The organism is Mycolicibacterium rutilum (assembly GCF_900108565.1).
GTDB lineage: Bacteria > Actinomycetota > Actinomycetes > Mycobacteriales > Mycobacteriaceae > Mycobacterium > Mycobacterium rutilum.
In genome coordinates, this window is sequence record NZ_LT629971.1 from 2,266,014 (window position 1) to 2,280,086 (window position 14,073).

The 14,073-nt window shown below is 68.3% G+C and carries 17 protein-coding genes; 7 read left to right on the plus strand and 10 right to left on the minus strand.

What is annotated here, in order from left to right; genetic code table 11:
* Nucleotides 1-234: 234 nt before the first annotated feature.
* Nucleotides 235-1,092: an ABC transporter substrate-binding protein gene (locus BLW81_RS11070; protein ID WP_235632236.1), complete on the plus strand. Its 858-nt coding sequence runs from the start codon at nucleotides 235-237 to the stop codon at nucleotides 1,090-1,092.
* Here BLW81_RS11070 and BLW81_RS11075 read toward each other — a convergent pair.
* The 8 genes from BLW81_RS11075 to lmeA form a co-directional block, all read right to left on the minus strand.
* Nucleotides 1,089-1,361, minus strand: a complete 273-nt coding sequence (locus BLW81_RS11075) for a hypothetical protein (protein ID WP_083407209.1) — start codon at nucleotides 1,359-1,361, stop codon at nucleotides 1,089-1,091. The two genes, BLW81_RS11070 and BLW81_RS11075, sit on opposite strands and share 4 nt — an antisense overlap.
* Entirely contained in the window at nucleotides 1,361-1,990 is a 630-nt protein-coding gene (locus BLW81_RS11080; protein WP_083407210.1) for a heme-binding beta-barrel domain-containing protein, read from the minus strand. The genes BLW81_RS11075 and BLW81_RS11080 overlap by 1 nt, the downstream gene beginning before the upstream one ends.
* 158 nt (nucleotides 1,991-2,148) lie before the next feature.
* Complete coding sequence (locus BLW81_RS11085; protein WP_083407211.1) at nucleotides 2,149-2,451, minus strand: DUF1416 domain-containing protein; 303 nt, start codon at nucleotides 2,449-2,451, stop codon at nucleotides 2,149-2,151.
* Between the two features lies 1 nt (nucleotide 2,452).
* The gene (locus tag BLW81_RS11090; RefSeq protein ID WP_083407212.1) at nucleotides 2,453-3,286 is read right to left on the minus strand and encodes a sulfurtransferase; all 834 of its coding nucleotides are present in this window, start codon (nucleotides 3,284-3,286) and stop codon (nucleotides 2,453-2,455) included.
* A gap of 36 nt (nucleotides 3,287-3,322) precedes the next feature.
* Complete coding sequence (locus BLW81_RS11095; protein WP_157897657.1) at nucleotides 3,323-3,796, minus strand: DUF4395 domain-containing protein; 474 nt, start codon at nucleotides 3,794-3,796, stop codon at nucleotides 3,323-3,325.
* Nucleotides 3,797-3,889: 93 nt separating this feature from the next.
* Nucleotides 3,890-3,982: an Ms5788A family Cys-rich leader peptide gene (locus BLW81_RS30265; protein ID WP_353612291.1), complete on the minus strand. Its 93-nt coding sequence runs from the start codon at nucleotides 3,980-3,982 to the stop codon at nucleotides 3,890-3,892.
* Nucleotides 3,983-4,011: 29 nt separating this feature from the next.
* Entirely contained in the window at nucleotides 4,012-4,434 is a 423-nt protein-coding gene (locus BLW81_RS11100; protein WP_083407214.1) for a thioredoxin family protein, read from the minus strand.
* On the minus strand, nucleotides 4,431-5,246 hold the full coding sequence (gene lmeA / locus BLW81_RS11105) for a mannan chain length control protein LmeA (RefSeq protein WP_173839605.1): 816 nt from the start codon (nucleotides 5,244-5,246) through the stop codon (nucleotides 4,431-4,433). Before lmeA ends, BLW81_RS11100 begins: the two co-directional genes overlap by 4 nt.
* 160 nt (nucleotides 5,247-5,406) lie before the next feature.
* On the opposite strand from lmeA, the gene BLW81_RS11110 reads away from it, so the two are divergent.
* The 6 genes from BLW81_RS11110 (at nucleotide 5,407) to pstB (ending at nucleotide 11,110) form a co-directional block, all read left to right on the plus strand.
* Nucleotides 5,407-6,204, plus strand: coding sequence for a winged helix-turn-helix transcriptional regulator (locus BLW81_RS11110; RefSeq protein ID WP_083410466.1), 798 nt, complete (start codon nucleotides 5,407-5,409; stop codon nucleotides 6,202-6,204).
* A complete protein-coding gene (mshD, locus tag BLW81_RS11115) occupies nucleotides 6,201-7,085 on the plus strand; it encodes a mycothiol synthase (RefSeq protein ID WP_083407215.1) in 885 nt (294 codons plus the stop codon). The genes BLW81_RS11110 and mshD overlap by 4 nt, the downstream gene beginning before the upstream one ends.
* Before the next feature lie 123 nt (nucleotides 7,086-7,208).
* On the plus strand, nucleotides 7,209-8,321 hold the full coding sequence (pstS, locus tag BLW81_RS11120; RefSeq protein ID WP_083410467.1) for a phosphate ABC transporter substrate-binding protein PstS: 1,113 nt from the start codon (nucleotides 7,209-7,211) through the stop codon (nucleotides 8,319-8,321).
* Nucleotides 8,322-8,369: 48 nt separating this feature from the next.
* Nucleotides 8,370-9,413: a phosphate ABC transporter permease subunit PstC gene (pstC, locus tag BLW81_RS11125; RefSeq protein ID WP_083407216.1), complete on the plus strand. Its 1,044-nt coding sequence runs from the start codon at nucleotides 8,370-8,372 to the stop codon at nucleotides 9,411-9,413.
* Nucleotides 9,410-10,324 (plus strand): phosphate ABC transporter permease PstA, encoded by a 915-nt coding sequence (gene pstA, locus BLW81_RS11130; protein WP_083407217.1) that lies wholly within the window; start codon nucleotides 9,410-9,412, stop codon nucleotides 10,322-10,324. The genes pstC and pstA overlap by 4 nt, the downstream gene beginning before the upstream one ends.
* A gap of 9 nt (nucleotides 10,325-10,333) precedes the next feature.
* Nucleotides 10,334-11,110 carry a phosphate ABC transporter ATP-binding protein PstB gene (pstB, locus tag BLW81_RS11135; RefSeq protein WP_083407218.1) on the plus strand — a complete coding sequence of 259 codons (777 nt, stop codon included), beginning with the start codon at nucleotides 10,334-10,336 and terminating at the stop codon, nucleotides 11,108-11,110.
* A 104-nt stretch (nucleotides 11,111-11,214) separates the two neighbouring features.
* Here the strand turns inward: pstB and phoU are convergent, their stop codons facing one another.
* Both phoU and BLW81_RS11145 read right to left on the minus strand, forming a co-directional pair.
* Nucleotides 11,215-11,883, minus strand: a complete 669-nt coding sequence (gene phoU / locus BLW81_RS11140) for a phosphate signaling complex protein PhoU (RefSeq protein ID WP_083407219.1) — start codon at nucleotides 11,881-11,883, stop codon at nucleotides 11,215-11,217.
* 98 nt (nucleotides 11,884-11,981) lie between these two features.
* Nucleotides 11,982-14,051 (minus strand): LCP family protein, encoded by a 2,070-nt coding sequence (locus BLW81_RS11145; protein ID WP_083407220.1) that lies wholly within the window; start codon nucleotides 14,049-14,051, stop codon nucleotides 11,982-11,984.
* Nucleotides 14,052-14,073: the final 22 nt, after the last annotated feature.

Consider the following 14,073-nt stretch of genomic DNA (forward strand, 5'->3'; position numbering starts at 1 on the left):
ATGGACTTGTGAGGTGGCTGCGAGCTAGCAGCGCCAGGGGAATGAGCTGAGGCTCTTCGCGCCTGCGCGCGCTGGCGAATTCCCCGCAGTCACCCGGCCCCCGAGCCCCTCGGTTTTGTCCGCCAGGAACACACGGCTCGGGGGCCGCCCCATATCTTCTGCCGAACGACCGGAAGCCGAATCGGTAGCAAACCGTTGCGTTCCATCTCTCGCGTCGCCGCGCGGTGCTGGGCCATGATGCGGCCCATGCACATCGCCAGGACGGTCGGCATGGTGCTGACCGCCCTGTTGGCCCTCAGCGCTTGCGCCCCGACCGCTGCGCCGTACACCGCGCCGCGGCCGCAGGATTGCCACAAGAACGGGTTGGCCACCCTCTACGACGGCGTCTTCACGTTCGGCACCGACCAGCCCGTCTACCCGCCGTGGTTCATCGGCGACAACCCGGCCAACGGCGAAGGTTTCGAGGCGGCGGTGGCGTATGCGATCGCCGGCCGGCTCGGCTATGCGCCGGAGGACGTTCGGTGGGTCCGGGTGCCGTTCAGCGAAGCGATCGTCGCGGGCCCGAAGATGTTCGACGCCAACCTGTCTCAGGTGTCGATCACCGATCAGCGTCGCGCGGCTGTCGACTTCTCCGCGCCCTACTTCGACGTCAGCCAGGCCGTGGTGACCGTCAAATCCTCACCCGCCGCGCGGGTACGCAGCCTCGCCGACCTCAAGGCGCTCCGGCTCGGCGCGCAGGTCGGCACCACCAGCCAGACCGCGGCGAGGGCGGTCGACGGGGATCGGCCGGTCGAGGTCTACAACACCAACGGCGATGCGAAGCTGGCGCTCAACAACGGCGAGATCGACGCGCTGGTGGCCGACCTGCCGACGGCGTTCACCGTCGCGGGGGAACTGCGCGACGGTGTGATGGTGGGCCAGCTGCCGACGGATTCGGACACTGCCGAACAGTTCGGGCTCGTGCTCGACAAGGGCAGCTCGCTGACACCGTGCGTGTCGGCGATCGTCGGTGCGCTGCGCGCCGACGGCACGCTCGAGCGGCTGCAGACGACGTGGCTGGCCGACGCGGGCCGCGCGCCGGTGCTGACTTAGCCGGCGGGGCCGGGAGCGTACGAAGCACAGGCCTCCATCGCCGCGTGCCAGGTGTCGGGATCGACGCCGGGCGGAGGTCCGGCCGGCCCCGGCGCGGCGGGCACACCGTGCTCGCTGAGGCACTGCGCCAGCGAGCCGTGCCCGGCGGGCGCCTCCTGCGTCGTGGTGGTCTGTTCCGGCGACGGCGCATCGGAGGCCGGCGGCTCGGACGAACACCCGGCGACGATCGCGGCCGCGGCGACGCCCGCGGCGAACCACAGCGCCCGCATCAGCCGACGAACCTCGACAGCCGCGCGGACAGGTGCGGGACCAGCCCGCCGTCGGCGTCGACGCGTTCCTCGACGTAGGCCAGGTCACCGCCCTCGACAATCCCGTACAGCCGCTTGGCGCCGCCGACCAGCACGCCGGACTTGCTGCGTGCCAGGGCGTCGGTGACCAACTCCCACGACGACTGGGTGAGCGGGCGCCCGTAGAACAACTCGATGTAACCGGCGGAGTGGGCAAGCAGCAGTTCGATGGCCTGCGACTCGGTGGGATCGGCCGGATCGTTGATGAACCGCCAGAAGCCGGACTCCCGCAGCGCGGGCTGGTCGTATTCGCCGGACTCGGTCAGCCGCCACGAGCGTGCTTCCCAGATCAGGTAGTCACCGCCGTCGTGGGACACCACGATCTGCTGACCGAACCGGTAATCGCCGTCGGTGCCGCGACCCTCGCCCTCGCCGCGCCATACACCGACCAGCGGCAGCAGCGCCAGCAGCGCGTCGTTGAGGTTCGCGCCCTCGCGGAGGTTCGCCGTGTCAGACGGTGCCGGCAGATCGCCGAACACCGGAATGTTGCGGGCGGCCGTCGTTTTCGCGCGCTCGGCCGCAGCCGCGACTGCTTCGTCGCCGGATGTCACGACTCGTCGGTGATCAGCCGGTACAGCGCGTAGAGCGCGAACCAGGTAATCACCACTACGGCCGCCACCAGAAGGAGTTCGTAGAACAGGACCACGACGCCGAGTCTAGTCGGCGGCGAACGTGAGGCTGTGACAGCCTCACGTTCGCCTCGTTGGCGTCACGCGACCTTGACGTCGACCTCGTGGATGCCCGCACCCGACGGCGCGACGACCGCGTCGCCGTTGCCGTACTTCGACAGCGCGCGCAGCGTCCAGGTGCCCGGCGCGGCGAAGAACCGGAAGTCACCGGTGGCCGACGCGACGACCTCGGCGGTGAACTCGTCGGAGCTGTCCAGCAGCCGCACGAACGCGCCACCGACGGCCTGACCGGACCCGTCGACGACGCGACCGGTGATCACCGTCTCCTTCTCGAGGTCGACGCTGGCGGGCAACGTCAGTCCTTGCTTAGGTGCAGAGCACATATCAACTTCCCAACTCGATCGGGGCCCCCACCAGGGAGCCGTATTCCGTCCAACTGCCGTCGTAGTTCTTGACGTTCTTGTGTCCCAACAGTTCCTGCAGCACGAACCAGGTGTGCGACGAACGCTCACCGATGCGGCAGTAGGCGATCGTCTCCTTCTCGCCGTCCAGGCCGGCCTCCGCGTACAGCTTCGCCAGGTCCTCGTCGGACTTGAAGGTGCCGTCGTCGTTGGCCGCCTTGCTCCACGGAACGTTGATGGCGCCGGGGATATGCCCGGGCCGCTGGCTCTGCTCCTGCGGCAGATGCGCGGGCGCGAGGATCTTGCCGGAGAACTCGTCGGGGGAGCGCACGTCGACGAGGTTCTTGGTGTTGATCGCGGCGATCACCTCGTCGCGGAACGCGCGGATGCTGTTGTCGGGCGCCTTGGCGGTGTAGCTGGTCGCCGGGCGCTTCACGACGTCGGTCGACAGCGGGCGGCCGTCGAGTTCCCACTTCTTGCGGCCACCGTCGAGCAGCTTGACGTTCTCGTGGCCGTACAGCTTGAAGTACCAGTAGGCGTAGGCGGCGAACCAGTTGTTGTTTCCGCCGTACAGGATCACGGTGTCGTCGTTGGCAATACCCTTGTCCGACAACAGCTTCGAGAACTGCTGCTGGTCGACGAAGTCGCGCTTGACCTGATCCTGCAGCTCGGTCTTCCAGTCGATGCGGACGGCGCCGGCGATGTGGCCGCCCTCGTAGGCGCTGGTGTCCTCGTCGACCTCGACGAAGACGGTGTTCGGCGCGTCGAGATTGCTCTCGGCCCAGTCGACTGTGACCAGGACATCGGAGCGTGCCATGTAGGAGATCCTTTCGGTTGCTTCGAGTTCGAAGTTCTATACGGGTGAAGGGGTGGTGATGGTTCGCCGGAAACGCGCGACGAGGGGGTAGATCTGACAGCCCAGGCAGATGCCGAAGGCCGCGTTGAGGAAGGCCGCCACCAACGCGAGGCCCGCGGCGATCAGGCCGAGCGTCGGGACGCCGAGCGCGAAACCGGCCATGCCGACCGTCGCGAAGCCGAATCCGACGAGCTGGGCGAACTTCAGCGGCGGCGTGGGCTCTTTGTCGGTGACGGGGCCCAGTCGCGGCGCGACGAGTTTGGCGAAGATCAGTCCGTAGGGGTGCTGCCGCGGACCGCGCCACGCGCCGAGGGCGAACACCACAGCCTGGGCGGCGAGCAGCGTGGCGGATACGACGGGGCTGAGCGGCCACACCAGCAGCGTCGCGACGATCACCGCGGTGGTGACCCACGCGGCGAACCGGGGTCCGCGAACGTCCACCTGGTCAGGTGTCTGGGTCTTGCTCGACATGGGCGTGCTCCTGTTGCGTCTCATGGTTGGGGCTGAAAGGGAGCCGGACCGATCGATCCGCTTCCCGAGCGCGGCGCGAAGAAGCGCGGCTACTCAGCAGCTACAACAACAACAGCAACAACCCGCAACGCGGCACAGATCGACTGCGCGGCGCTTGGTGAGCATCGGCTCGAGGCGGGCGGACACGCGGCACAGCTTACCAATCGACAGGGTGATCAAGCCAACAGCGGTTCCAGCGCCGACCGCAGGTCAGCGGCCTTCGGCACGCCGTGGGTGCGGTAGCGCGGTCGGCCGTCCCGGTCGAAGACGATCGTGGTGGGCAGCGACAGGACCGAAAGCCGCCGGGCCGCCTCCGGATTGGCGTCCATGTCGATCTCGACATGCGCCGTCCCCGGCAGCTCTTCGCACACCTGGTCCACCACCCGGCGGACCGCCGCGCACGGCCCACACCACTCCGCGGTGAAGTGCAGCACCGTCGGCCCGGTCGCCGACAGGCCCAGATCGCTGGTGTCGACGTTCGCGGCGTCCTCGCTGGCCTTGAGCAAACCCGCCCGCAGCGTGATCAGCCGTCCGATCACGTACGCGACCCCCAGCGCGGCGACGAGCACCGTGATCACCAACACCCACGAGGCAGTCATGCCTGATTGAACTCACCGAGCGACGCGGTTACTCCCTCGGCGATGCCCTCGATGATGATGTCGGACCCGCGCGCGCCCTGCGCCGTCGGCCGTAGGTTGAACGGCAGCTTCTGGCCCGGGATGGTCCCAGAGAACGCGGCCAGCACCGCGTCCAGCTTGTCCTCGGGCACGTCCTCGTCGGCGGTGCCCGGCCCGGTCAGCACCTCGGTGGCCGTCATCACCAGCGTCGTCTGGTCGGACCCGGCCACCTCGAGGTCGACGCCGATGCTGACCCGCTCGTCGAAGCCCGCCTTGCGCGGCGTGCCGGTGAACACCACGCCCCGGTTGCTCGAGATCCCCGACTCCGTGGTGCCGCCGGTGGCGTCGTTGCTCTCCCGCGTCGGCGCCTCGACCAGCAGGTCCGGAATGTCGATGAACCGGCCCAGGTGGGTCGAGTCGATGATGATGCGGCTCTCGGCCTTGCCGACCGGCAACTTCGCGTCCGGTCCGATCAGCCACGAGGCGTCGGTGAGGTCGATGTCGTGCAGCGTCGCCTCCAATGACACCTTGCCGACGACGGGGTGATCGACGCCATTGGCCCGGATCTCGATCTCGTCGTAACGGCGGTCCGCGGCCTGCGTGCTGAACGGGAACCCGAGGATCGCCACCGACGGGTCATGCTGCAGGTCGGCGGCCGTGCGCACGCTCCTGGCCAGCCGATATTCGGCGTAGATCGCCCCGCCGAAGTCGGCGCCGACCGCCCCGAGGACCACGATGGCGGCGACCGCCACAGCACCGATCAGCAGCTTGCGCACCCGCACATTCTTGCCCACCGCGAGGCGATCGATCGGTTCGGCTCAGCTAATCAGCAGGTGGCGCGCTATCGTTAGTGAACTGTCGGCCGAGTAACGGCCGTATGTCGAGCAGGAATCTGGGAAGTCACCGACCGACACCGTTGTCCAGGCGAGGTCCCTATGGCTGTTGGAGGGCCAGTTGGATCTATTGCTACTGACCGTCGACCCCCAACCCGAGTCTGTGCTGCCGTCGCTGTCGCTGCTCGCCCACACCGTGCGGACTGCGCCCACCGAGGTGTCCTCGCTGTTGGAGGCCGGTAGCGCCGACGTCGCCATCGTCGACGCACGTACTGATCTGGCCGCCGCCCGCGGGTTGTGCCGGCTGCTGGGCACCACCGGGACCTCGGTGCCGGTGGTCGCGGTCGTCAACGAGGGCGGCCTGGTCGCCGTGAACGTGGAGTGGGGCCTCGACGAGATCCTGCTGCCGAGCACCGGCCCCGCCGAGATCGACGCCCGCCTGCGGTTGCTCGTCGGCCGTCGCGGCGGCGTGGCCAACCAGGAGAACGTCGGCAAGATCAGCCTCGGCGAGCTGGTGATCGACGAAGGCACGTACACCGCGCGGCTGCGCGGGCGCCCGCTGGATCTGACCTACAAGGAGTTCGAGCTGCTCAAGTACCTCGCGCAGCACGCGGGACGGGTGTTCACCCGCGCCCAGCTGCTGCAGGAGGTGTGGGGTTACGACTTCTTCGGCGGCACCCGCACCGTGGACGTGCACGTGCGACGGCTGCGCGCCAAGCTCGGCCCGGAGTACGAGTCGCTGATCGGCACTGTGCGCAACGTCGGATACAAGGCCGTCCGCCCGGCGCGCGGTCGCCCGCCCGCGCCCGGCACCGACATCGCCGAGGACCTCGACCCCGACGTCGGCGACATGGGTGCTGAGTTCGACGCCCCCGACGCTGTGCCGGAGACCCTCGGCGACCCGCTGCGCAGTCCGTGACGGAACTGCGCTGGCGCACGGGGCTGTCCGCTGACGAGCAGGCCCGCATCCGCGACATGATCGACGCGGCGACGGCCGCCGACGGTGTCGCCCCCCTCGGCGAGCAGGTGCTGCGCGAACTGCCGCACGACCGCACCCGCCACCTCACCGCAGTCGATGACGAGATCGTCGGCTACCTCAACCTCACGCCCGATCCGCCGATGGCCGAACTGGTCGTGCATCCGCGGGCCCGCAGACGCGGCGTCGGCGCGGCGCTCGCCCGCGCGGGCCTGGCCGAGGGCGGTCCCGACACCCGGATCTGGGCGCACGGCAACCTCGAACCCGCCCGAGCGACCGCGGCGGCGCTCGACCTGGCCGTCGTCCGTGAACTGCTGCAGATGCGCCGTCCGCTGACCGGGTTGCCGCCGGTACAGATGCCCGACGGTATCCGGATCCGGACCTACGCCGGCCCGACCGACGACGCCGCGCTGCTGCGCGTGAACAACGCCGCGTTCGCCTGGCATCCCGAGCAGGGCGGGTGGACCGACGCGGAACTCGCCGAGCGCCGCGCCGAGCCGTGGTTCGACCCCGAGGGCCTGTTCCTCGGCGTCGACGAGGACACCGGTGAGGTGCTTGGCTTCCACTGGACTAAACAGCACGACGACGACCTCGGCGAGGTCTACGTCGTCGGCGTCGACCCGGGCGCCCAGGGCCGCGGGCTCGGCGCGGTGCTGACGCTCACCGGCCTACACCACCTGGCCGACCGACTGTCGGCAAGCTCACACCCGACGGTGTTGCTGTACGTCGAGGCGGACAACACCGCGGCCGTGAAGACCTACCGAAACCTGGGCTTCGAGGTCTACTCCGTCGACGCCGCATACGCCGCCGCATCCGCGCACTAGCTGGGGAACCCCGCACAAGCGGCTGAACGTGTTCACCGGGCGTTCACTTCGCGTCCGAGAACCGTCCACCACGGCCGCATACGTTGCCGGAGAGTTCAAAGCCGTCAATGGAAAGTGGGATTCGTGAAGCTCAACTTCGGCAAGACGCTCGGCATCTCGGTGACCGCGGTCGCGGCACTGACCCTGTCGGCGTGCGGCAGCGACAACAACGCCGGTGCCCCCGCGACGAGTGGCACCGGATCGGCATCCGCGGCCGAGTGTGGCGGAAAGAACTCCGTCACCGCCGAGGGTTCGACCGCGCAGCAGAACGCGATCGCCGAGTTCAACAAGGTGTGGTCCCAGCTGTGCTCGGGCAAGAACCTGTCGTACAACCCCACCGGCTCGGGCGCGGGCCGCGAGCAGTTCATCGCCAAGCAGGTCGACTTCGCCGGATCCGACTCCGCGCTCAAGGGTGATCAGCTGCAGCAGGCCGCCGAGCGTTGCGGCGGCAACCCCGCGTGGAACCTGCCGCTGGTGTTCGGCCCGGTGGCGCTGGCCTACAACATCGACGGCGTCGACAAGCTGGTCGTGAACGCCGACGTGCTCGCCAAGATCTTCTCCGGCCAGATCACGAAGTGGAACGACCCGGCGCTCGCGGCGCTCAACGCCGGCACCAACCTGCCCGATGCCGACATCACGCCGATCTACCGTTCGGATTCCTCGGGCACCACCGACAACTTCCAGAAGTACCTCGCCGCGGCGGCTCCGCAGAGCTGGACCAAGGGCGACGGCAGCGAGTTCCAGGGCGGTGCCGGTGAGGGCGCCCAGAAGTCGGCAGGCGTCGTGCAGGCCGTGCAGGCCACCGCCGGTTCGATCGGATACGTCGAGAAGGGCTTCGCCGAGCAGGCCGGCATCCCGTTCGCCCAAATCGACAGTGGCGCAGGCGCAGTCGAGCTGACCGACGACTCGGCCAAGAAGGCGATCGACGCCGCGCAGTTCGCGGCCGAGGGCAACGACCTCACCCTCGACCTGAACTCGCTGTACGCCACCAAGGAGCCCGGCGCCTACCCGCTGGTGCTCGCCACCTACGAGATCGTGTGCTCGAAGGGCTACGACCCCGACACCGCCGCGGCGGTCAAGTCGTTCCTGACGGTGGCCGCCAACGAGGGCCAGCAGAACCTGTCGCCCGCGGGTTACGTGCCGCTGCCGGACCGGTTCAAGGAACGGCTGCTCACCTCCGTCGAAGCGATCGCCTAGTTTCGTGGCGCACCGGCGGGGATACGGTGAGGATGGGTGCTGGGACCGATGACCGATAGGCTTCACGTGACAATCCCTAATCCGGCCGACGCGGGATCCGGTGAAGCGCTTGCTTCACCTTTCCCGGAGCCGACGCCGATCTCCACCGACCCGTCGAGGAACGCCACAGAGCGCCCCGGCGACCGGATCTTCCGCGGACTGGCCCAGGGTTCGGGCATCTTCGTCGTCGCGTTGATCGTGGCGATCGGGGCGTTCCTGTTGTGGCGGGCCATCCCCGCACTGGCGCGCAACGAGGAGAACTTCTTCCTCTACGGCGGCAACTGGGTCACCACCGACACGTCGGCGATGCACTTCGGCATCTTCGACCTGTTGCAGGTGACGGTGTTCGTGTCGGTGTTCGCGCTCGTCCTCGCCATGCCGGTGGCGTTGGGCATCGCGATCTTTCTGACGCAGTACGCACCGCGCCGGGTCGCCGGTCCGCTGGCGTACATGGTGGACCTGCTGGCGGCCGTGCCGTCGATCATCTACGGCGTGTGGGGCCTGTATGTGCTGGCTCCGGTGCTCAAACCGGTTGCGTTGTGGCTGAACCAGAACCTGGGCTGGCTATTCCTGTTCGAGACCGGCACCGCCTCGGTGGCCGGCGGCGGCACCATCTTCACCGCGGGCATCGTGCTGGCGGTGATGATCCTGCCGATCATCACCGCGGTCACCCGCGAGGTGTTCGTGCAGACGCCGCGCGGCCAGGTGGAGGCGGCGCTGGCGCTGGGTGCGACCCGCTGGGAGGTGGTGCGCACCACCGTGTTGCCGTTCGGCATGTCGGGTTACATCAGCGGCGCGATGCTCGGCCTCGGCCGCGCGCTCGGTGAGACGATCGCGCTGCTGATCATCCTGCGCGGCACCCAGCAGGCGTTCGGGTGGTCGCTGTTCGACGGCGGCTACACCTTTGCGAGCCTGATCGCCGCCACCGCAAGCGAATTCAACGATCAGTTCAAGGCGGGCGCGTACATCGCTGCGGGTCTGGTGCTGTTCATCCTGACGTTCGTGGTGAACTCGCTGGCGCGTGCGGCGGTCGCCGGGAAGAGTGCGAAATGACGTCGACGCTGGACCGTCCGGTCAAGGCCACCACCTTCCAGGGCGTGAGCCTGCGGCGCAAGGTCACCAACAACGTCGCCACGGTGCTGGTCACGCTGTCGGTGCTCATCGCGCTGATCCCGCTGCTGTGGGTGCTGTATTCGGTGATCGCCAAGGGCTTCTCGGCGTTGACGTCGCCGGTGTGGTTCACCAATTCGCAGGCGGGGATGACGGCCTTCGCGGCCGGCGGCGGGGTGTACCACGCGATCATCGGCACGCTGCTGCAAGGCCTGGTGTGCGCGATCATCTCGATTCCCATCGGCGTGTTCGTCGGTATCTATCTCGTGGAGTACGGCGGCGGCACGCGACTGGGCAAGCTGACCACCTTCATGGTCGACATCCTCACCGGTGTGCCCTCGATCGTGGCCGCGCTGTTCATCTATGCGCTGTGGGTGGCGACGTTCGGTTTCCCGCGGTCGGGTTTCGCGGTGTCCCTGTCGCTGGTGCTGCTGATGATCCCGGTGATCGTCCGTGCCACCGAGGAGATGCTGCGCATCGTCCCGATGGATCTGCGCGAAGCCAGTTATGCACTCGGCGTGCCGAAGTGGAAGACGATCGCGCGCATCGTGATTCCGACCGCGCTGTCGGGCATCGTCACCGGGATCATGCTGGCGCTGGCCCGCGTGATGGGTGAGACCGCGCCGCTGCTGATCCTCGTCGGCTACTCGCAGGCGATGAACTTCGACATGTTCGACGGCTTCATGGGATCGCTGCCCGGCATGATGTACGACCAGACGTCCGCCGGCGCGGGCGCCAATCCTGTTCCCACGGACCGGCTCTGGGGCGCCGCCCTCACCCTGATCCTGTTGATCGCCCTGCTGAACATCGGCGCGCGGCTACTCGCCAAGATCTTCGCGCCCAGAAAGGTTTAGGAGCCTGCCATGGCCAAACGGCTGGACCTCAAAGACGTCAACATCTACTACGGCTCGTTCCACGCGGTCGCCGACGTGTCCGTCGCCGTGCCGCCGCGCATGGTGACGGCCTTCATCGGGCCGTCCGGCTGCGGGAAGTCGACGGTGTTGCGCACCCTCAACCGCATGCACGAGGTGATCCCCGGCGCCCGCGTCGAAGGCTCGGTGTTGCTCGACGGTGAGGACATCTACGCGGCCGGGGTGGACCCGGTCGCGGTGCGCAAGACTATCGGCATGGTGTTCCAGCGCCCGAACCCCTTCCCCACCATGTCCATTCGTGACAATGTCGTCGCCGGACTGAAGTTGCAGGGCGTGCGCAACAAGAAGACCCTCGACGAGGTCGCCGAGCGGTCCCTGCGCGGTGCGAACCTGTGGAACGAGGTCAAGGACCGGCTCGACAAGCCCGGCGGCGGGCTCTCCGGCGGTCAGCAGCAGCGGTTGTGCATCGCCCGCGCGATCGCCGTGCAACCCGACGTGCTGCTGATGGACGAGCCGTGTTCGGCGCTCGACCCCATTTCGACGCTGGCCATCGAGGACCTGATCTCCGAGCTCAAACAGGAGTTCACGATCGTCATCGTCACTCACAACATGCAGCAGGCCGCGCGGGTCAGCGACCAGACCGCGTTCTTCAACCTGGAGGCCACCGGCAAACCGGGCCGGCTCATCGAGATCGACGACACCGAGAAGATCTTCTCCAACCCCAGCCAGAAGGCGACCGAGGACTACATCTCCGGCCGCTTCGGCTGAGCAGTTATCCGGCGACCAGACGCAAAGTGCCCCGATTTCGCCGGAAATCGGGGCACTTTGCGTCTGCTCGCGCGTGGGTCAGCGCGCGTCTGCTCGCGCGTGGGTCAGCGTGCGGCGGGGATGTCGTCCTCGTCGGGGTGCTTGCCGGTGACCTGGAAGATCACCCGGCGGGCCACCTCGACCGCGTGGTCGGCGAATCGCTCGTAGAACCGGCCGAGCAGGGTCACATCGACCGCGGCGGCCACGCCGTGCTTCCATTCGCGGTCCATCAGCACCGTGAACAGGTGCCGGTGCAGGTCGTCCATCGCATCGTCCTCTTCACCGATGCGGGCGGCCTTCTCTGGGTCGCGGGTGACCAGCACCTCCTGGGCGCTGTTGCCGAGTTCGACTGCGAGACGGCCCATTTCGGCGAAGTATCCGTTCACCTCTTCGGGCAGCGCGTGCTGCGGGTGCCGGCGCCGGGCGATCTTGGCGACGTGCAGGGCCAGCGCGCCCATCCGGTCGACGTCGGCGACGATCTGGATCGAGCTCACGATCGCGCGCAGATCCCCAGCGACCGGTGCCTGCAGCGCCAGCAGCACGAACGCGGCCTCCTCGGCGCGGGCGCTCATCCCGGCGATCTGCTCATGGTCGGTGATGACCTGCTCGGCCAGCACGAGGTCCGCCTGCAGCAGGGCCTGGGTGGCACGCTCCATCGCCGCACCCGCCAAGCCGCACATCTCGCCCAGCCGGCTGGTCAGGTCCTCCAACTGCTCGTGGTACGCGGAACGCATGCCCTCAAGCCTACGGACATTCCTGTTGAAATGGCATGAGCGCGCCGGTGAACGAAAGGTGAATGCCACCTGGCCATACGCAGGTGAAACGCCTCAGATCACTCGCAGGTGGCGTCGGCGGCGTTGGTGACGGTGAGATCCTCGGGCAGCTGGGTCGGGGTGCTACGGGTGCCGCGCACCACGTGCACCTGCACCGGCGAACCGCTCGGCGACGGCGGGTTCACCGAGTAGAAGTCGCTGCCCAGCACGACCTGCACCACGTCGCCCTTGCCGGACACCCGCTCGATGGTCGGGTTGGCGAACGCCGAGGCGACGGTGGCGGCGGCCTGCTCGTTGCCCGGTGAGAAGAACACGGTCGTCGAGTCGAGCGGTCCGGGGTAGTCATCGGGCGTCGTGACGTTGAAGCCGTGGTTCTCCAGCTCGGTCGCGGCGGTCGCGGCGAGGCCGTTCTCGCCGGTGGAGTTCGACACCTGCACGGTGACGTCGCCGGGGTTGGTGGTGACGGCGTCGACGAGTTCGCTCGACGGCGCAGAGTCGTGCGTCGGCGCCGCCGTCGAGGACTCCACCGACTCCGGGGTGCCGGGCACCGGGGTGTTGTCGGCGTTCTTCTCCTCGGGCAGCGGGTCGTCGTTGATGATCGCGTCGAAGATCGCGCGGGTGTCGTCCTCGCGCAGATGCTCGTTACCCCACTCGTCCATGTAACCCGTTGTGGGAACGGTCAAGAACGTGATCCGGCCGGCCGCGATGCCCTGGATCGACTGGCCGAGCGTGACGAGGTCCTTGGTGTCCATGTTGTCGACGTAGCTGTCGTTGATGAACATGTTGACCACGTTGTTGAGCTTGGACAGCGAGAAGAACACTTCCTTGGAGATCATCGAGCGCATCAGCGACGACAGGAACAGCTGCTGGCGTTTGATGCGGCCGTAGTCGCCGTTGGTCTCCGTGGTGACCTGCCGCGCGCGCACGTACTGTAGCGCAGTGTGGCCGTCGACCATCTGCCGGCCCGCGGTGGGCAGCACCGTGCCCAGTTCGTAGTCCTCGAGCGGGGTGGTGCTGCACACCTCGACGCCGCCGAGCGCGTCGACCATCTTGGAGAAGCCCGCGAAATCGACTGCCATGAAACGGTTTATCGACAGGCCCGACATCTTCTGGATGACCTTCACCAGGCACTTCGGGCCGCCGACGGCGTAGGCGGAGTTGAGCTTGTACTCGGTGTAGACCTCCTCCTCGCCGTACATCGGCGACTCGGGGTCGGTGATCGGCCCGTACTGCCCGGTCTGCGGGTCCCACGGCTCGCACTTCATCGGCTCGATCGCGAGGTCGCGCGGGAACGACACCGCCACCACGCGCTCCCGGTTCGCCGGGATGTTGACCAGCATCACGGTGTCCGAGCGGGCGCCGGCGGCGTCCTCGGTGGTGCCCGCGCCCACCTCGCTGTTCGCGCCGATGCGGCTGTCGACGCCGACGATCAGGAAATTCTCGTCACCGAACTGGGCGTTGGGGTCGAGGATGTCGCGGGAATCCGGGTCCAGCGCCGAGATCCGGTTGAGCATGTTGTTCTTCGCCGACTGCCACTGCCACGCGCCGCCGGTCATCACCAGCGCCAGCACCGCGAGCACGGCGGCCGCCGACCGGCCGGCGGCGATGGTCCGGCGCCGGGCGCGACGCGAGCGGGCGGGCGCAGCGGCGCGGCCCGTCGCAGCGTGTGCGGCCGGCACGCGGGCGGGCCTGCGCACCAGCGCGAGGTCGGGCAGCTCGGACTCGACGGGTAGGGCCGGGATGATCTCGGTGTCGGGGGCGTCGTCGTCGAGGTCTGCGTCCTCGTACTCGAGTACCGGCTCCTCGGGCTCTGCGTCGGGCACCGCCGCGATGATCTCGGTCGGCGGGGCCGGTGGATCGGGCGGTTCGGGTTCACGCTGGCGACGGCGGCGCAGCGACGGGTTCGGGGTGTCGCCGGAGAGTTTGGCGATCAGGTCGGCGACGGTGACACCGGCAGTGTGGTTACCGCTGGGCTCGTCGTCCTCGGCGTCGACGTCGGGGACCGAGGCGCTGCTGCGCTCCCACGGCGCGGCGCCTGGCGACGGCCGCTGACTTCGGGTAAGCCATTGGTTGTCGCCACCGCCGGAAGCGTCGGCAGGGCCAGGAGTGGCGCGATCGCCGTCACTCATGTTCCTACCGGCCTCCAAGTCG